At 39.1% G+C, this 21133-nt stretch carries 16 protein-coding genes; 9 read left to right on the plus strand and 7 right to left on the minus strand.

The window, feature by feature from the left end; translation table 11 throughout:
- The first annotated feature begins 675 nt into the window (after positions 1–675).
- From BLR60_RS21020 to BLR60_RS21030, 3 genes are all read left to right on the plus strand, one after another.
- Positions 676–1056, plus strand: a complete 381-nt coding sequence (locus BLR60_RS21020) for an START-like domain-containing protein (RefSeq protein WP_029278206.1) — start codon at positions 676–678, stop codon at positions 1054–1056.
- Between the two features lie 30 nt (positions 1057–1086).
- Positions 1087–2511 carry an LptF/LptG family permease gene (locus tag BLR60_RS21025; RefSeq protein WP_090503574.1) on the plus strand — a complete coding sequence of 475 codons (1425 nt, stop codon included), beginning with the start codon at positions 1087–1089 and terminating at the stop codon, positions 2509–2511.
- Positions 2512–2650: 139 nt separating this feature from the next.
- Positions 2651–3862 carry a bifunctional 3,4-dihydroxy-2-butanone-4-phosphate synthase/GTP cyclohydrolase II gene (locus tag BLR60_RS21030; RefSeq protein WP_090503576.1) on the plus strand — a complete coding sequence of 404 codons (1212 nt, stop codon included), beginning with the start codon at positions 2651–2653 and terminating at the stop codon, positions 3860–3862.
- A 456-nt stretch (positions 3863–4318) separates the two neighbouring features.
- Here BLR60_RS21030 and BLR60_RS21035 read toward each other — a convergent pair whose 3' ends face one another.
- Positions 4319–8746: a translocation/assembly module TamB domain-containing protein gene (locus tag BLR60_RS21035; RefSeq protein WP_090503578.1), complete on the minus strand. Its 4428-nt coding sequence runs from the start codon at positions 8744–8746 to the stop codon at positions 4319–4321.
- Between the two features lie 74 nt (positions 8747–8820).
- Between BLR60_RS21035 and tsaD the strand changes: the two genes are divergently transcribed.
- The 4 genes from tsaD (at position 8821) to BLR60_RS21055 (ending at position 12865) form a co-directional block, all read left to right on the plus strand.
- Positions 8821–9822 carry a tRNA (adenosine(37)-N6)-threonylcarbamoyltransferase complex transferase subunit TsaD gene (tsaD, locus tag BLR60_RS21040; RefSeq protein ID WP_090503581.1) on the plus strand — a complete coding sequence of 334 codons (1002 nt, stop codon included), beginning with the start codon at positions 8821–8823 and terminating at the stop codon, positions 9820–9822.
- Between the two features lie 418 nt (positions 9823–10240).
- Complete coding sequence (locus BLR60_RS21045) at positions 10241–10438, plus strand: hypothetical protein (protein WP_090503583.1); 198 nt, start codon at positions 10241–10243, stop codon at positions 10436–10438.
- A gap of 76 nt (positions 10439–10514) precedes the next feature.
- Positions 10515–10934, plus strand: coding sequence for a peptidase associated/transthyretin-like domain-containing protein (locus BLR60_RS21050; protein WP_090503585.1), 420 nt, complete (start codon positions 10515–10517; stop codon positions 10932–10934).
- The gene (locus BLR60_RS21055; RefSeq protein ID WP_090503587.1) at positions 10913–12865 is read left to right on the plus strand and encodes a TonB-dependent receptor; all 1953 of its coding nucleotides are present in this window, start codon (positions 10913–10915) and stop codon (positions 12863–12865) included. Before BLR60_RS21050 ends, BLR60_RS21055 begins: the two co-directional genes overlap by 22 nt.
- Before the next feature lie 76 nt (positions 12866–12941).
- Here BLR60_RS21055 and recA read toward each other — a convergent pair whose 3' ends face one another.
- The 3 genes from recA to BLR60_RS21070 all read right to left on the minus strand — a co-directional run bounded on the left by recA (position 12942) and on the right by BLR60_RS21070 (position 15863).
- Positions 12942–13955, minus strand: coding sequence for a recombinase RecA (recA, locus tag BLR60_RS21060; RefSeq protein WP_090503708.1), 1014 nt, complete (start codon positions 13953–13955; stop codon positions 12942–12944).
- Between the two features lie 134 nt (positions 13956–14089).
- On the minus strand, positions 14090–14755 hold the full coding sequence (nth, locus tag BLR60_RS21065; RefSeq protein ID WP_090503590.1) for an endonuclease III: 666 nt from the start codon (positions 14753–14755) through the stop codon (positions 14090–14092).
- Between the two features lie 118 nt (positions 14756–14873).
- On the minus strand, positions 14874–15863 hold the full coding sequence (locus BLR60_RS21070) for a hypothetical protein (protein WP_090503592.1): 990 nt from the start codon (positions 15861–15863) through the stop codon (positions 14874–14876).
- Positions 15864–16068: 205 nt separating this feature from the next.
- On the opposite strand from BLR60_RS21070, the gene BLR60_RS21075 reads away from it, so the two are divergent.
- The gene (locus BLR60_RS21075) at positions 16069–17166 is read left to right on the plus strand and encodes a fatty acid desaturase family protein (protein WP_090503595.1); all 1098 of its coding nucleotides are present in this window, start codon (positions 16069–16071) and stop codon (positions 17164–17166) included.
- A complete protein-coding gene (locus BLR60_RS21080) occupies positions 17156–18217 on the plus strand; it encodes a fatty acid desaturase family protein (protein WP_090503598.1) in 1062 nt (353 codons plus the stop codon). The genes BLR60_RS21075 and BLR60_RS21080 overlap by 11 nt, the downstream gene beginning before the upstream one ends.
- Positions 18218–18444: 227 nt before the next feature.
- Here the strand turns inward: BLR60_RS21080 and BLR60_RS21085 are convergent, their stop codons facing one another.
- The 3 genes from BLR60_RS21085 to BLR60_RS21095 all read right to left on the minus strand — a co-directional run bounded on the left by BLR60_RS21085 (position 18445) and on the right by BLR60_RS21095 (position 21080).
- Positions 18445–19629 (minus strand): MFS transporter, encoded by a 1185-nt coding sequence (locus BLR60_RS21085; protein WP_090503601.1) that lies wholly within the window; start codon positions 19627–19629, stop codon positions 18445–18447.
- A gap of 582 nt (positions 19630–20211) precedes the next feature.
- On the minus strand, positions 20212–20406 hold the full coding sequence (locus BLR60_RS21090; protein WP_090503604.1) for a hypothetical protein: 195 nt from the start codon (positions 20404–20406) through the stop codon (positions 20212–20214).
- An 89-nt stretch (positions 20407–20495) separates the two neighbouring features.
- Positions 20496–21080 (minus strand): RNA polymerase sigma factor, encoded by a 585-nt coding sequence (locus tag BLR60_RS21095; RefSeq protein ID WP_090503606.1) that lies wholly within the window; start codon positions 21078–21080, stop codon positions 20496–20498.
- Positions 21081–21133: the final 53 nt, after the last annotated feature.

A 21133-nucleotide genomic window follows, 5' to 3' on the forward strand; every position in this document is an offset into this window, starting at 1 on the left:
TTTTTCTCAATTTGCGATTGGCTGAACGATCCATCCAGATATTCTAATGCAACCTGGATTCGGAAACTATCAGAATGGATAGATTCACGACCACCCTTACCTTTAAGTGCTTTTGCTCTTATCATATTGTTTTTCTCTTTTGAAAAACTTTCTATGTAAACTTTTTTTAGGAATGGACATACAGCCAATTAACCAATTAATCAGTCCCTTGCTTAACCATTAAGGCATATAAATCCATAACAGTTCAATCGAAAACAACCCATATACGGTAAAAAAGCTATACGCCAGCTTTTTAGCGAAGATTTTAGTGGTTAAGCCATTAACCAGTACTATGTCTTTATTTGATCTTCAACAGATTTTAACAATCCCCCGTTTTTCTTAACCTTGTAAGAGATGTAAGGCATATCAGTGTATTGATGTAACGGTCACATACTAATGAACTAATGGCTAATGACCAATGAACCGATGACTACTCACTAATGACCAATGAACCAATGACCAATGAGCCAATGGAATCTGACAATGAACTAATGACCACTGAACCAATGGTAAATGAACCAATGCATCGCCTGGAACCAATAAAAATTATATTGTTGCAGATATAGAATAAATTACCTTTCTTTAGCAAAAGAATATTAAAAAAATGTCCGGAAATTATCCTGGTAGTGTACTAACATGGCAGAAAAGAAAAAATTCACACTAGAGTACGAAGTTAGATCGTCACCAAGAATATTATATAGTTTTATAAGTGAGCCAAACGGCTTATCACAATGGTTTGCGGACGATGTGAATTTTCGGGATCAGGTATATACTTTCACCTGGGATGATGAGCAGCAAAAAGCAAAATTAGTTTCCATCAAAGAAAATAAACTGGTTAAATTTAAGTGGCTGGATGATGAACCTCAATGTTATTTTGAGATGGAAATTGTACAGGATGAACTAACCAATGATGTTGCCCTCTCGATTACCGATTTTACGACCGATGAGCTTTTAGCAGAGAAAAAATTAATCTGGGATAACCAGATCGATTACCTGATTAGCGTTTTGGGTGCGTAATATTATCTTCGTATTGTTTACCTTTGTCAGGTGAAAAAAATACATCTTCTATTAATAAAAGCATTTGTGAAGCCATTCATAGCAACGTTTTTTGTTATGATGTTTATTCTGTTAATGTTTTTTCTGTTTAAATGGATTGATGATTTAATTGGAAAAGGTTTCGAATGGTATACCATTCTGGAACTGATGTATTATGCCTCGGCCGCCAATGTTTCCATGGCACTCCCACTTTCGGTATTACTTTCTTCCATCATGACTTTTGGTACATTGGGCGAAAATTACGAGCTGGTGGCCATCAAATCGGCGGGTATTTCGTTGCAGAAGGCCATGCGTCCTTTGTTTGTGGTGATTTTGATGCTCACGGTAGCTTCTTTCTTTTTTGCCAACTATATGCTGCCCAAAGCCAACCTTAAATTTGGTTCGCTATTGTATGATATCAGAAACAAAAAACTTTCATTTTTGATTAAACCAGGGGTTTTTAACAATGACATTCCTGGTTATGCCATCCGTGTGGATTCGAAAGAAGAAGACGGTACGCTGCACAATATCATGATTTACGATCACCGTGAAAATAATGGTATCCCAAAAGTGATCCTGGCCAGGGAGGGCAAAATGAATAAAACTTCCGATGGTAAGTTTTTAGTGCTCAATCTTAAAAATGGTGTGCAGTATGAAGAACAGGCCGCGAAAAACGGCATGTACAACCCAAGGCAGATTTTTACACGAAATCGTTTTAAAGAAACTTCACCCCGTTTTGATATGTCGTCTTTTGATGGCAGTACCACCGACCCTAATGCTTTCGGAAACAGTACCCCCATGTTAAACCTGAAAGGGATTGTTAAAAAGCGCGACTCACTGACGAAGCAATTGGATACGTTGAAAATGCGTACGGTGGCCAACCTCAACAGTAATTTTAAGCAATTTAATGTCACCAGAGGTTACACCAGCGTAAAAGCCGTTCCGAAAGCGATTGATGACGTGATATTAAAGGATATTCCAAACGGATCGCGTAAAATGGCTTTGGAGAATGCCAACAGCACGGTTGCCAACATTATGCAGCATGTACCCAATTGGGGGCCGCGCCAAACCGATTTAACCGGCGAAATCATTTTTGCCACCGTAGAGTATCAGCGTAAATTTACGCTGGCAGCATCCTGCATCCTGTTGTTTTTTATCGGTGCCCCGTTGGGAGCCATTATTAGAAAAGGAGGGATGGGCTTACCGGTAGTGGTGGCTATTTGTTTCTTCCTGGTGTACCACATTATCACCACTGTGGCCGAAAAATCAGCGCGTGAAGGTAATTTGAATCCTATATTCGGGATGTGGATTGCGGTCATTGTACTGTCGCCCCTGGCTGCCTTTTTAACCTATAAAGCTACAGCAGATTCGGCCTTGTTTGATGTAGATTATTACAAGCAACTCATTCTGAAGTTGTTTAAAAAGAAAGAAAAATAGGCCGTTTTTCCTTTACTTACAGATGATATTTTAATCCAGATATTGGTCAAATAAGGTTGTACATTTGTACGGGTTATGGTTTGTAGTATAAAACCATTTTAATGCGCCTTATACACCATTGCCCCATAATGCTTATAAAATGCAAACACAATTAAACACAATAGAAGAGGCCATCGCAGATATAAAAGCTGGTAAAGTAATTATTGTTGTAGATGATGAGAATAGAGAAAACGAAGGTGATTTTTTAACGGCGGCTGAAAATGCAACGCCCGAGATCATTAATTTTATGGCCACTTACGGTCGTGGTTTAATCTGTGCGCCCTTAACAGAAGAGCGTTGTAAGGAGTTAAACCTTAACCTGATGGTGGGTAAAAATACAGCGGCTTACGAAACTAATTTTACGGTTTCGGTAGATTTGGTTGGTCATGGTTGTACCACCGGAATTTCGGCAAGCGATCGCTCCAAAACAATGCTGGCTTTGGTTAATCCTAAAACCGACCCTGAAGAGTTGGGCAGACCAGGACATATTTTTCCTTTAATAGCCAAAGATGGTGGGGTAATCCGTCGGGCAGGTCATACAGAAGCTGCCGTAGATTTAGCACGTTTGGCTGGTATGAGACCTGCTGGTTTATTGGTAGAGATTTTAAAAGAAGATGGCGAAATGGCCAGACTCCCGGATTTATTTAAAATTGCCGAGCAGCACCAGTTAAAAATTATATCCATTGAAGATTTAATTGCCTACCGTTTAAAGATAGACAGTTTAATTAAACAGGAAGTGAGCATTGATTTGCCTACCACCTGGGGCGATTTTAAAATGACGGCTTATACGCAATTGGATAATAACGCTACACATTTAGCCATTTCTAAAGGCGAATGGGACCCCAACGAACCTATTTTGGCACGCGTACACAGTTCTTGTGTAACGGGCGATATTTTTGGGTCCTGCCGTTGCGATTGCGGTCCGCAGTTGCATAAGGCATTAGAAATGATCGAGAAAGAAGGTAAAGGTATTGTGGTTTATATGAACCAGGAGGGTAGAGGTATCGGACTGATTAATAAACTACGTTCTTATAACTTACAGGATGCTGGTTTTGATACCGTTGAAGCCAATATTAAGCTGGGTTTTAAAGGTGATGAACGCGATTATGGTGTAGGCGCCCAGATCCTGCGATCAGAAGGGGTAACTAAAATGCGTTTAATGACCAATAACCCAACCAAAAGGGCAGGTTTAATTGGTTATGGTTTAGAAGTAGTAGAAAATATTCCGATCGAAATTGCAAGTAACGTACATAACGAACGTTATTTAACGACTAAAAGAGATAAAATGGGCCATTCGATTATGAAAGGATAGTTCAGTTGGCAGTTTACATTTAACAGTTAACAGTTGGCAGTTAACTGTTGCAGTACAGCGTTTGAATGGTGTGAACTGTGAACTGCTAATTGAAAACTTATACAAGACCAACAGTTGAGCAGGACTCGATTGTTGGTCTTTTTGTTTTAGCGCCCCTTGCTCATCACTCCCGGCAATTCGTCATCCTGATCCGATAGCTATCTAATTTGTTTCAGGATCTCTGTGGTAGTGTATTTCTATAAAGTAATTAAGAATTGAATGCAATAGGTATTAAGATCCCCGCCTGCGCGAGGATGACGATACTGGAATGGAACTGATGGATAAGAATTGTGTTCCAGCATTGGGTTTTAAGCGGCTTTAACCAGTTGATCAGTCTTTGGTAATCGATTAGTTTTAACCTAGGCAATTAACTATGAACCACTGACTAATGAACCAATGACCAGTGAACCAAAAGCCTTACCTCCGCTGATTCCCTTTACTTTGGTTGATAATCGCGTCTTTGTTAAAAGATTTATTTGTTTTAACGGGTTTCTGGCTCTTTCTTTTCAGGTTCCGGCGATAAGCACCAGAAATTTTCTGAACAAACTCCTTAAACGTATCAAACTGCTGGGTATATACCAAACCAAAAGAAGTGACGTTTGCCGTTGGACTGATTCCGCTGTTTAAGAATATACTCTGTTGCGTAGGTGGTTTATTTGCCGCTTTCATCGTCAAACTTCCATCTTTTCTAATTAGAAACAGTGCCTCTACCTCTCTGCCCACATTATCTTTAGAGAAATCGATCACCGTAAAGTCGTTCACACTGTTACGATCAACAATACCCGCGTTAATAATTAAACGATCGTTAAAGAATTTAAAGGATGCATTGGCCTCGCTTAATGAACGTACGTTCAGATCGACGAAGTTTAAGTTTAACGAAGAAAGTACATTATTAAACTGATTAAACACCAATTCGGTAGCAGTACTGGTAGCCGTTGAACTCAACTGGTTCCCGATCGACTGCCCGCCGTTACCTGGTGCGAAACTCCTTCTGATAATTAAACTGAAAGCCTGCAGGTTCAGGTTATTCTGATCGCTTAAATAGGTTTGCAGCTCTTCTTTAATGGAAGGTTGTGCAGGGAAATTGATATCCAGCTTAATATCAGGTTTTAACAGTAAACCTGTTAAACCCATCTCTACCTCAGTATTTACCCTTTGGTTGGCATTACTACTCGCATCGCGGTTAGCTGCTTTGTAAAGGTCGTTTAAGCTCGCCCTTAATGCATATACAGCCTTTAAGTTAATCTGCGCGGCTGTAGGATTACCCGTCCAGCGGATGGTTCCACCTTGTCTGATTTCGAATTTTTTATTGATTACTTCCTGAGCTGTAAAATCGAAACTTCCGGTCTCGATAATATAATCACCAGACATTTCAAAATCGCCAAAACTATTAATGTTTAAGCTCAGCTCGGCATTACCCTTGCCACTTAAATTGCCCAGGGTGGTATAAATGTTCGCCGTGGTATTTGGATCAATAGTTAATTTGAAACTTAGGGTTAAACCATCAAAGTTGGTTTTTTTCTTAACCAGAACTGCAGAGTCGCGGCTTACAAAATTAATGAAATCTTTATCCGATACGGTTTCAGAACTGTTTAATGGCAGGTTAAATACAGTTCCCTTTTCCGTTTTCGCCTTAATATCAATCTTCATTTTATTGGTAGGCCCCTTAAACGTAAATACACCTGTACCATATGCACGACCATAATAAATAGAATTGTCTTTCGCGGTGGTGTTTAACGCCATCAAATTATTGGCATTCACAGTAACGTCTAAGTCAGGGTAGTCAATGTTGTTTAAATCAACACTGCCGCGTGCGGTAGCCTCATGGCCTTCCAGGTCTCTAAGTACAAAATCTTCGAGCTTAATTACACTGTTGTTTACTTCTACCTTATCAGTAATTACATAAGTGGTTTTAAGGTAGTTTACCATGAGCTCCCCCTTATTTAAAGATAGGGTTCCATTAATTTCCGGCTTGTCTAACTTGCCTTTTACCGTTAAATCAGCTGAGATATTTCCTTTTAGTTTAGATACCAGTTGTTTAACAAACGGCTCAAGTACAGTAAGTTTGCTATCGTCCATTTTTACGGCAAGGTCGATTTCTTTTTCCTTGAGATCAAGATTTCCGGTCAGCTTAAAGTTTTCCGTGTTATCGGCCACAATGCGGGTAAATACATTCAGTTTTTGACTTTCATTGCTGTATGATGAGGTATCTGTTAAGGTACCGATATAGATATCGTTAAAGTTTAACGAATCAACCTTTAGATCGTCGGTTACCCGAAGTGTTTTTAATACGCCAAATAAATCAGTCTTGCCGTTAACGTTTCCGCCCAGTTTAACACCAAAACCTTTGGTAAAAGGGTTAAGGGTTTTTAAGCTAAAATCTTTAAATCCAACACTAATCAAATCTTTAGGATCTTCAGAAATTAATCCATCAATGGTAACCTGCTGATTTCCGTTCGTTAAATCGAAATTACTGATCTCGGTTTTACCATTGTTCAGCACAATGCGTACTTTCTCCTGGATACGCCATTCTTCATTATTGATTTTTAAGATAGATGGCAATACGCTTAACCTTGCCGTAGTATCCTGGTTTTTGGTAAATTCTACCAACCCGTTTAAATCGAGCTGATTATCCTCATCGTTATTGGACATTTTAACGTTAAAGGCCAGACTATCGTTCCGCAGGATGTTGGAAACGTTTACATCTTTAATAAACAGACTGTCGTTAAGTTGCACCCGATCTGAAGTTACAATCAGTTGCAGTTGTTCTGTCGTGGTATTTTCGTCGAGGATGATATTGTTTACGACAATGCCGTTGTATTTTAATTTCCTGACAAAACCATTAAGGGTGGCGGTATTATTGCGCGAATCGAAATCGCCCGTTAGGGTAGCACCTTCTTCCAGTTCTAAGCCTGGCGCCAGGATCTGCGCAAGTGGTTCAAATTTTTTAACCTGCAGGTTGAACTGAAAAATCTGCTTGTTGTATTTAATGATGTCGGCTTTTAAGGATGGGATATATGTTTTGGCGATGGCCTTGTAATAAGAAGCGATAGAATTTAAGTCATATTCACCTCTAATACTAGCGTCCAAAATATCTGACCGGATATCAAGTACGCGGTTAGCACCTGTGCCATTGGCCATTAATTGTACCGAATCTACACTGTAAGTGCCTTTGGTGTTTTGCAGCCTGATCTCCTGGATTAATAACTTGCCTGATATGTTGTTCAGGTTGGTGCCCGAAAAATTGGTGGTAAATTTAGCATCTACCATTAACGAATCTTTTAACAGTTTTAAGGCTTTTAAACGTGCCTTAGAAATGCTTGCATTGAAATTAAATACGGGTAATTTAGGGTTCAGATTAACACCGCCGTCAAATACCAGTTTAACATTTCGGTCATTAATGCTCAGCTTGCCATCAAAATATTTTTTATCAAAGGTGCCATCGATCTTTACGTTATGGTACCTGTATTTATTAAAGTCGATGTAATCTATATCGCCGTTTATTTTTTCGGTTAATTCTTTCAGTTCTGTTCCACGCCCTTTTACATATAGCGACGAACTGATCCGGCCCAGGCTTTTTTCATCTAACAGGTCGCCGATGTTGAAATCGTATGTTTTTACATTTCCGGTATATGATGGAACATCTTTTTTATCGATTTTCATGTTCACGTCAGAAACGATGCGGCCCAGTTTCGTTTTAAACTCGCCATAGGCAATAAAGTCGTTCTGGAAACCTGTAAAACTTCCGTTAAAATTAATGTTGCCAAATTTCTTTATAATCACCGGAACTATTTGCTTTTTGCTATTGGTAATGCCAGCCAGTACTTGCTCAAGATCGGTTTTGTTTGTGCCAGCCATCTCGATATTCAGGTCCATAAAGGTTTCTTTCCATTTGGGTAGCCCCTTTAAAATAAAATCACCTTTAATGTGCGTAGCCTTTCCTGTTCTTATGGAAAGTTTTTTGGCTTTAAGGTTATTCACTAAGCCTGTAATCTGACCATCAACATCCAGGTCGAGTTTCATGGTGTTCAATTCTGGTGCAAAAAACGCAACATCCCTTGAGGTGATGTGGCTATCTTTAAAAATGGCCTTCATCCGCACATTATCAATGTAGTGGTTAAAATCCCTAAAGCTTTTAAACCGCATTTGATAATAGTTGGTTAAACGGCTCTGATTGGTTTCGAGCAATAGGTTTTTTAATTCGATAGCATTACTGTCTACCGTGGTTTGGGCTGTTAAATTTTTGAGGTAAAATCCGCTACGCTCTTTAAAAGTGAGGTTTTTGATATTGGTTTTAAGCAGGTGATTCTTGGTGTCCAATCCTTCAAAAATTCCGCTCAGCTGTTTAACGTTTACATTATCGAAGTTTACACTTTTACCCTGCGCGGTATCTTTTGCACTGTAGTTGATGTACCGGAAAGCAAACTTGTTTAAAATAAGGCGCCCCAGATTGACGTCAAAAGGCTTACTTTTCTTTTTCTTTACCTTGGGTTTACCAGAATCGAAGTAGTTGATGATGAAATCGAGATTAGAAGACTTATCTTTGAAATCCTTTAGGAAAAACTGTCCATCATTAATTTGCACGGTATTGATATCGATGATCTTTTTATCAATGGATAATCGGTTAATATCGACCATAAATTGTGGCGTACTCAATAAAGTGTCTTTTTGTAAATCCAAAACCAATAAATCTTCGAGAACGATAGACTTAAACGGTTTGATGTAAAGACTCTTGATTGATATAGTGGTATTAAGCTCTTTAGATAGGTATGCGGCAGCCCGCTGCGCAAAATAGGTTTGTACAGGCTTAAATTGTAGGGAGAAAATAATAAGCGCAAGCAGCAAAATTATTGATGCAATTACCCAAAGGAGTATTTTAAATAGTTTTTTAATAATTTTGCAGCTTAAATATTAATAATTTGTCTGTTATACTTGCTATCGAGTCTTCTTGCGATGATACATCCGTTGCTATTTGTAACAACGGCAAAATTACTGCCAATGTTATTGCAAACCAAACAATTCATCAAAATTATGGTGGTGTTATACCTGAATTAGCTTCAAGGGTACATCAGCAAAATATTGTGCCTGCCGTGCAACAAGCTTTAATTAATGCCAAAGTTACAAAACAGGACATTAATGCAGTTGCTTTTACACGTGGTCCAGGCCTTTTAGGATCGTTATTGGTTGGTGTTTCTTTTGCAAAATCTTTTGCATTAGCTTTAAATATACCTTTAATTTCTGTTAATCATATGCATGCGCATATTCTGGCGCATTTTATTGATGATCCTAAGCCGGGTTTTCCTTTTATTTGTTTAACCGTTTCGGGCGGGCATACACAAATTGTGCTCGTAAAGGATTATTTTGATATGGAAATTATTGGCGAAACTTTGGATGATGCTGCTGGTGAAGCTTTTGATAAAACGGCTAAATTACTGGCTTTGCCTTACCCTGGCGGACCACTAATTGATAAACATGCGCAGAACGGAAACCCTTTGGCATTTAAGTTTGCCGAACCACAAATTGCCGATCTGAACTTTAGTTTTAGTGGTTTTAAAACTTCTATTCTGTATTTTATCAGGAAACAGGAGAAAGAGAATCCCGATTTTATTGCCGAAAATTTAGCTGATATTTGTGCATCTGTTCAACACAGTATTGTGCAGATTTTGCTCAATAAATTAAAGAAAGCGGCAAAACAGTATGGGATTAAAGAAGTGGCTATTGCGGGAGGGGTTTCTGCAAACTCTGGTTTACGGAATGGACTGCAAAAAACTGCCGATGAACTGGGATGGAAGATTTATATTCCGGCATTTCAATATTGTACAGATAATGCGGGCATGATTGCCATTGCAGGTTACCAAAAGTACCTGAAACAGGATTTTGTAGGGCAGGATGTTTCGCCAATGGCACGGATGGAGTTTTAGTTTTGGTTCATTAGTTCATTCGTCATTAGTTCATTGGTCATTGGTTTATTGGTCATGGGTTTATGAAGAATTGTCTAACGACTCCATCGTATTGACCGATTCATTAGTGATCCCTTTTTGGGGAAGTAATCTTAAAACGATAGCTGCTTGCAAGCTGATGTAAAGGACCCAGGGGGATTATTCTTTAGGTAAGATCCTGAAACAAATCCGATAGCTATCGGATCAGGATGACGCCTCCTTAGGGGATTATAGCCCTTAAAGCACATCGGTTGAAAACCGGAGACCGGCAACTGTGAACTGAAAATTGCGTACAAAAAACTGAAGTGGATGATAGCCCCTTGGAATGGATTAACACCTTAACTTCCGACTTCGGACACCCGACTTCGGACCAATAAAAACTATTAAATTAAATACACATATGAATGGAGCATCGTTAATATTTTGGATTGTTTGTGCGGTACCTTTAATCGGGCTGTTATACTGGTTGATCAGAAAAGATAAAAACAAACTTAATGGAAGCTGGGGTATAATTATCCTCGGTGCACTGGTAATTGCTGCGCTTTTGGTTATTGTTTATGTAACCAAAGATTTTAGCGCGATTTTCAGTCAGAATTAAACGGAATTCCCTAATTCTTATTTAGACCTATTCTTATTAGCGTCTATTTTCTATCTTTGCCGAAAATTAAAGATAGATGAAAAAAATTATACTCGTTACCATCCTGATGTGTAATCTTCTTTTGGTGCATGGCCAAAGCGTGAAGATTGAGGGACACATCAGGGATAAAAGAAGTGAAATTCCATACACCACGATTTCTTTACCGGGCCAGAAAATTCAGGCCGATAGCAAAGGTTATTACACCTTTTACATCAAAAGTGGCATTCCGTTTAATATCCGGTTAAATACGGTTGGCTATAAAACGGTTTCACAACAAATGGTGGCTGTACAGGCCGATACTGTTATCAACTTTGTATTGGAGCCAGTGCCGAATACTTTAGATGATGTATTGATCTCTACCTCCAGGAAGCCTGAAAATATCAAAAACATTACCACTTCAGTGAGTATTGTAAATAAGAAAAAACTGAGAAGGAGATGGCCATTACGCCTGATTTAAGCACAATATTGGCCAACCAGGTACCTGGATTTGCACCTACGGCACAAACCGGGAATAATGTGGGGCAGAATTTACGGGGCCGACCAATGCTGGTGATGATAGATGGTGTTTCCCAATCTTCGCCACTAAGAAATGCTGAAGTAGATTTAAGGTCGATAGACCCATCGGTGCTTGAACGCATAGAAGTGGTAAAAGGTGCTACAGCCATTTATGGTAACGGCGCGGCTGGAGGTTTGGTGAATTACATTACCATGGTTCCGGATACAGCTGCCAGGTTCGCAGGTAAAACCCAGCTCAATTTAAACGGATCGTTGGTAAAGATGAAAAACGCCGAAGGCGGTAGAATTAACCAAATGTTCTATGGCAAACTGGGTAAATTTGATTACGTGGTGAGCGGCATGTATGATCAAACTGGTGAATATAAGGATGCAAAAGGTGATGTGGTAGGTCCCAACTATAGTTTAGGCGAAACCGATAGCTATAATGCTTTTGCCAAATTTGGTTATATGCCTGCAAAAAATCAACGAATTCAGCTTACCTATAATACGTACAGCAGTTTGCAGAATAGTAATTTTACTTTAGTGAATGGTAATCTGGCCACAGGCCAGAAAGCAACCGGTGTATTGGGAAAACCACTTGGGATTCCGACCGGGGTTGACTATAACCACAATTTAAATCTATCGTATAAAATAGATAGCACTTTTCTGCATTCTAGTTTACACGCAGACCTATATTATGAAACCCGTAAAGACGTATTCTATGTTTCCTTAGGCCGTTTTGACGGAGGTGATGGCCAATCGCTTGCCAAAAACGATAAACGGGGGGCTCGTTTATTTTTGGAAACACCAATACTGAACCTGGACTTTTTGAAAATGAACCTGGCTTATGGTGCAGATTTCATGAAAGATAAAACGGCACAGCCATTGGTTGATGGTAGGGTATGGGTGCCTACAATGGATATGACCAATATTGCACCTTTTGCACAGGCAGACTTTAATATTTTAAACAAGCTTGTATTCAAAACGGGTTTGCGTTACGAAAATGTAAATATAGCGGTTGATGATTACCGTACTTTAAGAACTACAGGTGCGAACAATACGACCATTACCCCATCTTTTAATGTAACAGGAGGGAATTTAAAATACAGCACTTACCTGTTTAATGCAGGTTTAAGGTATAACCAATTTGATGTGTTCAGCCCTTTTGTAAGTTTCTCTCAGGGTTTTTCTGTGATGGATATAGGATTGGCTTTACGTGATGCGAAAGTAAACAGCATTGACAAGATCAATACCGATGCGGTAAAAGTTAATAATTATGAGGCTGGTTTTGAGAGTAAAATTGCCGGATTAACATTTTCTGCTTCGGGTTACATCAGTACATCCAAACTGGGGATTGAAGTGGTTTATGATCCTGCTACAGGCCTGTTTAATACAGCCAGAAACCCTGAAAAAATTTATGGTTTTGAGTTGGCTGCCGATTACCAGCTGTTTGATCAGTTGGGTTTAGCGGCAAGTTATAGTTATACGGAAGGCAAGCGCGACATTGACAAAAATGGAAAGTTTAATGATGCAGCAGACCTGTATCTTAATGGTCGCCGAATTTCAGCACCTAAAGTTACGGCTTCAGTTACCTACAGTCCGATAAAGGTGCTGGATTTAACCCTGAATTACACCGGTATCAATTCGCGCAATAGATTTGAGAAAAATGCGAACGGCATATATAATGGAAATGAGGGTGCGGTGAAAGCTTATCATCTGTTCAGTTTTGCGGGAATTTATCAGGTGAAGAAGAACACGAAACTTACCTTAGGGGTAGACAATATATTTAACCAGGATTACTTTCCGGCCAGGGCACAATGGTTTATGCAGCCTGGTTTTTATTCAAAAGGAAGAGGTACTTCTGTAAACTTCGGCATTTCGGTTAGTTATTAACCAGATGCTAAAATAGAAAAGCGTCCCGATTTAACATCGGGACACTTTTTTTATCTTCAGGCTGAATTGATCAGGCTTATTTTTCTGCCAGATGCTCGCCGGTTACTTCTGCTTTAATCTTCGTTTCCAGCTCTTCTGCAAGTTCAGGATTGTCGCTTAACAATTGTTTTACGGCATCTCTACCCTGGCCCAGCTTGGTATCTCCGTAAGAGAACCATGAACCTGCTTTTTTGATGATGCCAAAATCAACACCTAAGTCGATAATCTCACCGTTTTTAGAAATACCTTCACCAAACATCACATCAAATTCTGCAATGCGGAAAGGTGGAGCCACTTTATTTTTAACAATTTTTACTTTAACACGGTTACCGGAAACTTCATCAGAATCTTTAATTTGTGAAATACGGCGGATATCTAAACGTACGGATGCATAAAATTTCAAAGCATTACCACCAGTTGTCGTTTCAGGGTTACCAAACATTACACCAATTTTATCACGCAACTGGTTAATGAAAATACAGCAACATCCGGTTTTAGAAATGGTTCCGGTTAATTTACGTAAGGCCTGACTCATTAAACGGGCATGTAAACCCATTTTACTGTCGCCCATTTCGCCTTCAATTTCACTTTTAGGAACCAATGCCGCAACTGAGTCGATTACGATTACATCTATAGCCCCAGAACGGATTAAGTTATCGGCAATTTCTAATGCCTGCTCACCATTATCTGGTTGAGAGATTAACAGGTTATCTGTATCTACACCTAATTTTTTTGCATAAAACTGATCAAAAGCGTGCTCTGCATCAATAAAAGCTGCAATGCCACCTTTTTTCTGTGCTTCGGCAATAATATGTGTAGCCAGAGTTGTTTTACCAGAAGATTCCGGTCCGTAGATTTCAATTACACGGCCTTTTGGAATACCGCCAATACCTAAAGCAATATCTAAACTGATTGATCCGGTAGAAATAAAATCTATTGGTTCAATGGCCGTATCGCCAAGTTTCATGATGGTACCTTTACCGTAAGATTTCTCTAGTTTATCTAAAGTAAGCTGTAGGGCTTTTAATTTATCTGGATTTGCAGTGCTCATTTCTTTTTTCATTGATTGCGTAAATATAACTGATTCTCGGCTAATATGTTCAAATGTTGATATTTATAATACTAAAATATTTAGCTAATTTAAATGTTTTTTAGCTAATGTCAATAGTAAAGTGAAAATATTTTTTAAGCCCTTAATTTATCTCTTTCATTTTGGGCGGTTAAACGTTCAAAATACCTGCACATGTAGGTAATTTCACAAACATCGCATTTGGGGTTTCGGGCTACACAAACATAACGCCCATGCAATATAAGCCAATGGTGTGCAATGTGGATGTCGTGTTCAGGCAGGTTTTTGACCAGGTCTTTTTCCACTGCCAATGGTGTTTTGCCATTGGTTAAACCCAGACGGTTGGCCACGCGGAAAACGTGGGTATCAACTGCCATTGCCGGTGCATTGTAAATTACCGATGCAATTACATTGGCTGTTTTACGCCCAACACCTGGCATTTTCTGTAATTCGTCAATTCCGGAAGGCACTATATCGTTAAATTCGTTCAACAGGATATTGGCCATGCCTACCAGGTGTTTTGCTTTGTTGTTGGGATAACTGATGCTTTTAATATAATCAAAAACAATATCAGGAGTAGCTTCGGCCAAAGCTTTAGCATTGGGAAAGCGTTGAAAAAGGGCGGGAGTTACCATATTTACCCTTTTGTCGGTACATTGTGCCGAAAGGATTACAGCTACTAAAAGCTGGTAAGGGTTGTTGTAATGTAACTCGGTTTCTGCATCAGGCTGCTTGGCCGAAAAATGTTCTACAAAAAGTTTGTAGCGTTCTTTTTTAAGCATGTGCAAATATAGGGGAAAGATGGAAAATGGAAGAGGTGTGATGATTAATCGTTTAATTGTCTAAATCGGTTAACTGAGACTAGGTATCCAAAATCCGACGCAAAGGCGAGTTATCCGGTTAATCCACGCTAAGCCCCAAACGCCCGACCCCAGACTGATCTATTTCCCTCAGCAACTGATCACATTCAGCAAAGGCATTATACAGATACTTATTGCGGTGTTTTTCTCCCTGGCCGCTGAAAGAAACAGATTTCATAATCAGGCCCTGCATCCATTGTTTGGTTTGTTTGCAGTAGGCCTGGTCTTCGGTTCTTAAATAATTAAAAGTATTAAATCTATTGTAGCAGGTCATGCGGTCTTTAAAATCAACCAGGTAAGCAATGCTGCCCAGTACATCGCAACTGTACCAGTTAAAGGTATGGTTAGGGTCGATGGTTTTTTTACTGCTAATGGCATACATGTTCATATCGGTAAGGCAATACCTTACTTGTTCTACAATCTTTATAGCCAGTTCGGTATCGGTAAGATGGCCGGCTTCAAATGCATACCTAATCTGTTCGAGTGTGCCGGTTACCGTATCTTTAGACCATATTTCGGTACTCGGTATTTCCAGGTAGGCAGCGTGCAGCTCCTGCGAAATTTCAATAATTTCATCGGATAGAAACGAAGAGTTGAAAGGCATTTCGAGATTGTTGGCACTATTTGCCCAAAAGAAAAGTTTAAAGCTGGTGAGTTCCGGGTACTTGAAAAAATGAAATAGCGGGATATCATCGGTGGTGATGGTGATGTGTTTTTTATTACTGTTTTTAATGGCTTTTATATTTTCCAATAAATTCCGGAGATAGCCAATCATATCTAAATCTTCATTTACACTTAAATAGCTAAATGTAACAGATAGCGATTGTTTCGGGTTGTAAATAAATGGGACATCAAAGCAATCAGAAAGCTTGATGATCTGCTGGAAAGTAAGGTTGCTGTCGCCCCTGATTTTCTTGTAGGCCTCATTGGTGCTTATCCCTAGCTCTTCAGCAACACTAAATGCCAGGTTCTGGTACTCGGGCAATACCGCTTTAATGGCTTGAAAAAATAGTACCTGCTGATTATCCATAAAGATTAATTTTTTAATTGAATATAGTATTTTTTAATAATCAAATGGATTATTTCCCTGGACCAAACTGTAAAGTATAACTTATAAACTCTTGCATGCGTCTTTTATTTCCTTTAAACAATAATTATTGAGGCGATTGTAATCTTTAAGATTTATGGTGATCTGTGTGATGTTTTAGATTTGGTTAAGATTAAAACGAATCATTATGAACAAATTAAGATTTATAAAAGATGAAGGCTCCGAATTCTATAAAGAATTGAATGAGCAGATTGAACAGTATTTTATTGATAAGGGGCTACAGAAAACCGGGAACACAAAAATGTTTTTCAAGATTTTCCTTTATTTCGGTTTGGACATCCTGTTTTATGCCTTAATGATTACCAGTCATTCGGTATTTGCATTTTATGCTTTTTACCTGCTGATGGGACTTTCAGTTTTGTTAACTGCTTTTAATATTTCGCATGATGCGGCCCATGGTGTAGCAGTAAAAAGTAAATTCTGGAACCGGATACTATTTTCGCTGAGTTTTAACCTGCAAGGGAACAACGCCTATGTATGGGGCAAAAACCATAACGAATCGCACCATTTATATACCAATATAGAAGGCAGTGATATCGATGTGCTGAATAATCCATTATTCAGGATGACTGAATCTCAGCCTTTGTTATGGTTCCATCGTTATCAGTTTATTTATGCGCCGTTTCTTTACCTGTTCTATTCCATTAACTGGTTCTTTTTCAGGGAAACATTGATGTTGTTCAATTTATCAAGCCGCACTATTAAAGTGGAGATTCCCCGGACTGAAGCTGTAAAGCTGGTGATATATAAACTCTTATATGTCGGTTACATGATCATTTTGCCTGTCTATCTGTTGCCTTTCGGCTGGCAGACGGTTTTACTGGCTTTTTTGTTAAATCATTTTATCATTTCGCTATTGTTTGTGGCCGTATTAGGCGTGGCACATTTATCGGATTATGTAGCTCACCCGGTGCCTGATCAGGATCATAAATTGAATATGAGCTGGCCGAAGCTGCAATTGCTGACCTCAATAGATTATCATTCAGAAAGCAGGTTTTTAAACTGGACACTTGGCGGCTTTAATGCTCATGCGGTACATCACCTGCTTCCTAACGTATGCCATGTACACTACCTTGAGATTATTCCAGTTTTTAAAGCGCTGGCTAAAAAACACGGGCTTACTTATATGGAAATGTCTTATGGCGAATCACTGGCCTCTCATTTCAGGTTTTTGAAAATGATGGGCAGATGTGAAAACTTAATCCCGATGCGATATGAAGGATAAACATATTCATGTGGCGGCTGATAGTCAGTTGCTAAAAGCGATATACAAACGCGTCAGCGAAGAAGTGGTCGCTGATAAATCTGCATTTATGTGGATAATCGTACTTAAATTCGTGGTGTATTTCTTGCTCACCTTATTTACCTATTTAGCTTTGTACCATATCACTAACCCGACTGGTTTTGTGGGTTGTTTTGTGATCTATGGTTTTATCTCGCTACTCTTTGCTTTTAACTTTTCACACGACTTTTCTCATAATACCATCTTTAAAAGCAAGCGGCTCAACCACATTTGCTTTGTAGCTATTTATACACTGGTTGGGGCGCATGCTGAGGCTTGGAAACTGCGTCATGTTAATTCTCATCATTATGCGCCAAATGTAGAAGATTATGATTCAGACCTTAAAATATCGAAATTGATCCGCGTGGTTCCAGGCAGCAAACATTATTGGTTTCATGCGTACCAACACCTGTATGCACCATTAGCTTATACAACGTATTCGCTGTTCTGGATTTTTATTAAAGATTTTGTGATTCTATTTAGTGACGATGGTTATGGCGCCAAAAAGAACATGAGATATTACCTGTCGTTTGTGTTCCAAAAATCGATCTATATCAGTTGGTTATTTGTTTTGCCCATGATATTTGCAATCCAGCCCTGGTATGTGGTGCTAACTGGTTTTTTAATGATGCACCTAAGTCAGTCGTTATTCTTGTTGTTTACCTTTTTTATGACCCACCATGTAGAGAATACGGAATATCCTAAAACTGATACGCGGGGTTATATTAATGCGTCCTGGCTCATGAACCAGATCAGGAGTTCAAACGATATGCATCCTTTCAGTAAAACGGCAAACTTTATTTTAGGCGGCTTTAATAACCATATTACCCATCATTTATTTCCGCATTATCACCATGTGTATTATCCGCAAATCAGTAAGATATTATATGAAATGTTAAATGAAAATGGCATAACGCCTAATTGTACCAGTTATTTCGGAGGGATAAAATCTCATTTAAAGCTGTTGAAGAGAATGGGGGAGGTAGCGTTTTGAATGCGTGAAATAATTGAGTTTTGAAGGAGAGAATGGTTTGGGTTTTCTCATTCTGTCATTCACTTATTCAAAAGTTGCCGCGCAGGTTTTTTTTATTAACGGCACAGACCCTTGATCATAAACCTGATGGAAAAGGCAGCCCGAGCTTTTTCTGCGAGGCTATAGTGCACAGCAGGGCTGCAGAACTAAAAATGCACTGCCCTTTGTTTTCCAAAAAGAAAGCGCATTTAATGAAAAGAAGTAGCTGGCACTTTAACCTTTTCTGTTGCACCTTGATTGCTTTTGATGAGCCAGAAGGCAAATAATGCGCCCACCAAAGCCATTGCTGCGCCAACATAAGCTGGTGAAGTATAATCGAAACCATACACCAACGGAAGCCCGCCAAAGAAAGCGCCCAGGGCGTTACCAATGTTAAAACTCGCCTGACTGGCGGAGGCGGCCAGCATTTCGGAGCCTTTGGCGCTCTGAATCATCAACATCTGGATGGGAGCAGCTAACGAGAAAGCAACCGCACCGGTAATAAAAGTCATCATTAAAGCTAATGGCTGACTTGCAGATACAAAGTGTACAATGGTTAAGGTAACCACCATAGTGAGCAATAAAGCTGCAGATGCCTTGGCAGGGGAGAATTTATCGGCCAGACGTCCACCAATGTAATTGCCGAACATCATGCCCAAACCGGCCAGCATTAATATATAAGTTACCGCATTTGGCGAAAAGCCTGCAACATCTGTCATTAATGGCGCGATATAGCTGTACCAGGTAAATAACCCACCCGTGCCGATAGAGATCATAAAAATGATGATCCACGCCTCTCTCTTTTTAAAGAAACTTAGTTCGGCTTTTAAATCACGATTTTTTGTCGCTTCTAACGCAGGTAGCCATAATTTTAAGCTTAATAAGGTTACCAAACCTACAAATACCACTACAGCAAAAGATATGCGCCAGGAGAAGTTGTGACCGATAAAAGTACCCAAAGGTACACCTACAATATTGGCAATGGTTAAGCCCATAAACATCAATGATACCGCCTGCGCGGCTTTACCCTTTTCGGCTATTCTGCTGGCTACAACCGATCCTACGCCGAAGAATGCACCATGCGGTAAACCCGAAAGCAACCGGGCAATAAATAAAGTATTAAAGGTTGGGGCAAAAGCAGAAAAAGCATTAAAAACGGTAAACATGATCATTAAAGCGATCAATATCATTTTTGGTGGATATTTCCCTGCAATTATAATTAACAAAGGTGCACCGATGACTACTCCTAGTGCATAGGCAGAGATTAAATGCCCGGCCTGTGGAATGGTTACTACCAGATCTTTAGCGATATCGGGCAATAAGCCCATCATTACAAATTCCGTGATTCCGATGCCTAAGCCTCCTAAAGTAAGTGGAAGTAAGTTCTTGTTCATAGCGCCCTTAGTGTTAAAATTACACTATGCAAAGGTATGGCTTTTTATGGTAGGATATTGTAAAAATTGGGCCATTTATAGGAAGATGGAAGATGGATGAGGGAGGGTATTTGCTGTTAACTGATTTAGAATAGACCGTTATTGCAGTTTCATTGAGCAGTTTACATTAAATCGGATATTAGATCCTGAAACAAGTTCAGGACGACGATTGGTGTTGGGATTTGCAAATAACCAAATCAAACACTGATGTTGGACCTGAAATAAGTATAGTATGACGGATGCCGGGGCGATTTAGTTAACCGATTTATAATTAAGCATTAGTACAGTTCTCAGTGAGCAGATTGTATTATAATCCGGTTTGCTGGATCCTGAAACAAGTTCAGGATGACGCATTGAAAGGGGAATCGGCAGTTTGAGTTACTAATGAACCAATGACGAATGAATTAACGACCCATCTAGTTTGCAGTTGGCAATTACCAATGAACCAATGGCTAATGAACCATCACCCATCTTACCTCTTCCATACGCAAAAAAAAAAGGTTGTCTCACCCTGTGGAACAACCTTTTTTACAAGTATAAATTTTATAACGACCTGCTGTAAGCTAAAATCTTATTGATGGTTTCATCTTGAGGATCTTTGGCCAGTCTATCCAACTTACCTTTTATTTGATCATAAAATAAGTCGATTTCTGCATCTGATTCTATATCAGTTCTAGGCTGAAACATGTTGGGTGTAGGTAAATTTACATTGTTTTGTGATGTAGAGGTTTTTGTCATAAGCAAACTAAATGTGATAAGTTTTATAAACTTAACGATAGTTCAGATGCTTTATTTCAAGCCCTCAAAAAAAGTCTGTAACATTTTTACTACCCTTTGTAGGTCATCTCTTTTGTTTTAAGCATTTTACGCAAATTACTTAATGCATAACGCATACGGCCCAAGGCGGTATTAATGCTTACATCAGTTAAATCAGCTATCTCTTTGAAACTTAAGTCAGCGTAATGGCGCATCAGGAGTACTTCTTTCTGCTCATCAGGCAATAAATGGATCATCGCTTTCAAATCTTTATGGGTCTGATCGCGAAGCATTTTATCCTCTGCGCTTTCATCATAAAAGTGTAGCGTATTGAATACATCCATTCCATCAGCACTGGTGATGATGGGTGTTCTTTTTTCTCTTCTGAAATAATCAATAACCAGGTTATGCGCAATACGCATTACCCAAGGTAAAAATTTACCTTCTTCGTTATATCTTCCCGATCGCAGGGTGTTAATCACTTTGATAAAAGCATCCTGAAATATATCCTCCGCCAGATATTGGTCTTTAACCAATAAGTAGATAGAGGTATAAATTTTACTTTTATGTCTTCTTAAAAGTTCCTGCAATCCATTCTCGTTCCCGGCAATATATACCTTTACCAGGTCCTGATCATTATATGATTGTAAATTCATAGGTTTACCTACACTAAATCCCGTACTATTTGCTAAAAATTAATTTGTAGATG

The sequence above is a fragment of the Pedobacter terrae genome (assembly GCF_900100705.1).
Lineage (GTDB): Bacteria > Bacteroidota > Bacteroidia > Sphingobacteriales > Sphingobacteriaceae > Pedobacter > Pedobacter terrae.

Bases quoted from the DNA above. Each gene is read 5' to 3' on its own strand.
- BLR60_RS21095 (WP_090503606.1), bottom strand. From the start codon at position 21,080: ATGAATTTACAATCATATAATGATCAGGACCTGGTAAAGGTATATATT.
- nth (WP_090503590.1), bottom strand. From the start codon at position 14,755: ATGCTTAAAAAAGAACGCTACAAACTTTTTGTAGAACATTTTTCGGCC.
- BLR60_RS21085 (WP_090503601.1), bottom strand. From the start codon at position 19,629: ATGAACAAGAACTTACTTCCACTTACTTTAGGAGGCTTAGGCATCGGA.
- BLR60_RS21055 (WP_090503587.1), top strand. From the start codon at position 10,913: ATGGCCATTACGCCTGATTTAAGCACAATATTGGCCAACCAGGTACCT.
- BLR60_RS21050 (WP_090503585.1), top strand. From the start codon at position 10,515: ATGAAAAAAATTATACTCGTTACCATCCTGATGTGTAATCTTCTTTTG.
- BLR60_RS21020 (WP_029278206.1), top strand. From the start codon at position 676: ATGGCAGAAAAGAAAAAATTCACACTAGAGTACGAAGTTAGATCGTCA.
- BLR60_RS21080 (WP_090503598.1), top strand. From the start codon at position 17,156: ATGAAGGATAAACATATTCATGTGGCGGCTGATAGTCAGTTGCTAAAA.
- BLR60_RS21090 (WP_090503604.1), bottom strand. From the start codon at position 20,406: ATGACAAAAACCTCTACATCACAAAACAATGTAAATTTACCTACACCC.
- recA (WP_090503708.1), bottom strand. From the start codon at position 13,955: ATGAGCACTGCAAATCCAGATAAATTAAAAGCCCTACAGCTTACTTTA.
- BLR60_RS21030 (WP_090503576.1), top strand. From the start codon at position 2,651: ATGCAAACACAATTAAACACAATAGAAGAGGCCATCGCAGATATAAAA.
- BLR60_RS21070 (WP_090503592.1), bottom strand. From the start codon at position 15,863: ATGGATAATCAGCAGGTACTATTTTTTCAAGCCATTAAAGCGGTATTG.
- BLR60_RS21045 (WP_090503583.1), top strand. From the start codon at position 10,241: ATGAATGGAGCATCGTTAATATTTTGGATTGTTTGTGCGGTACCTTTA.
- BLR60_RS21075 (WP_090503595.1), top strand. From the start codon at position 16,069: ATGAACAAATTAAGATTTATAAAAGATGAAGGCTCCGAATTCTATAAA.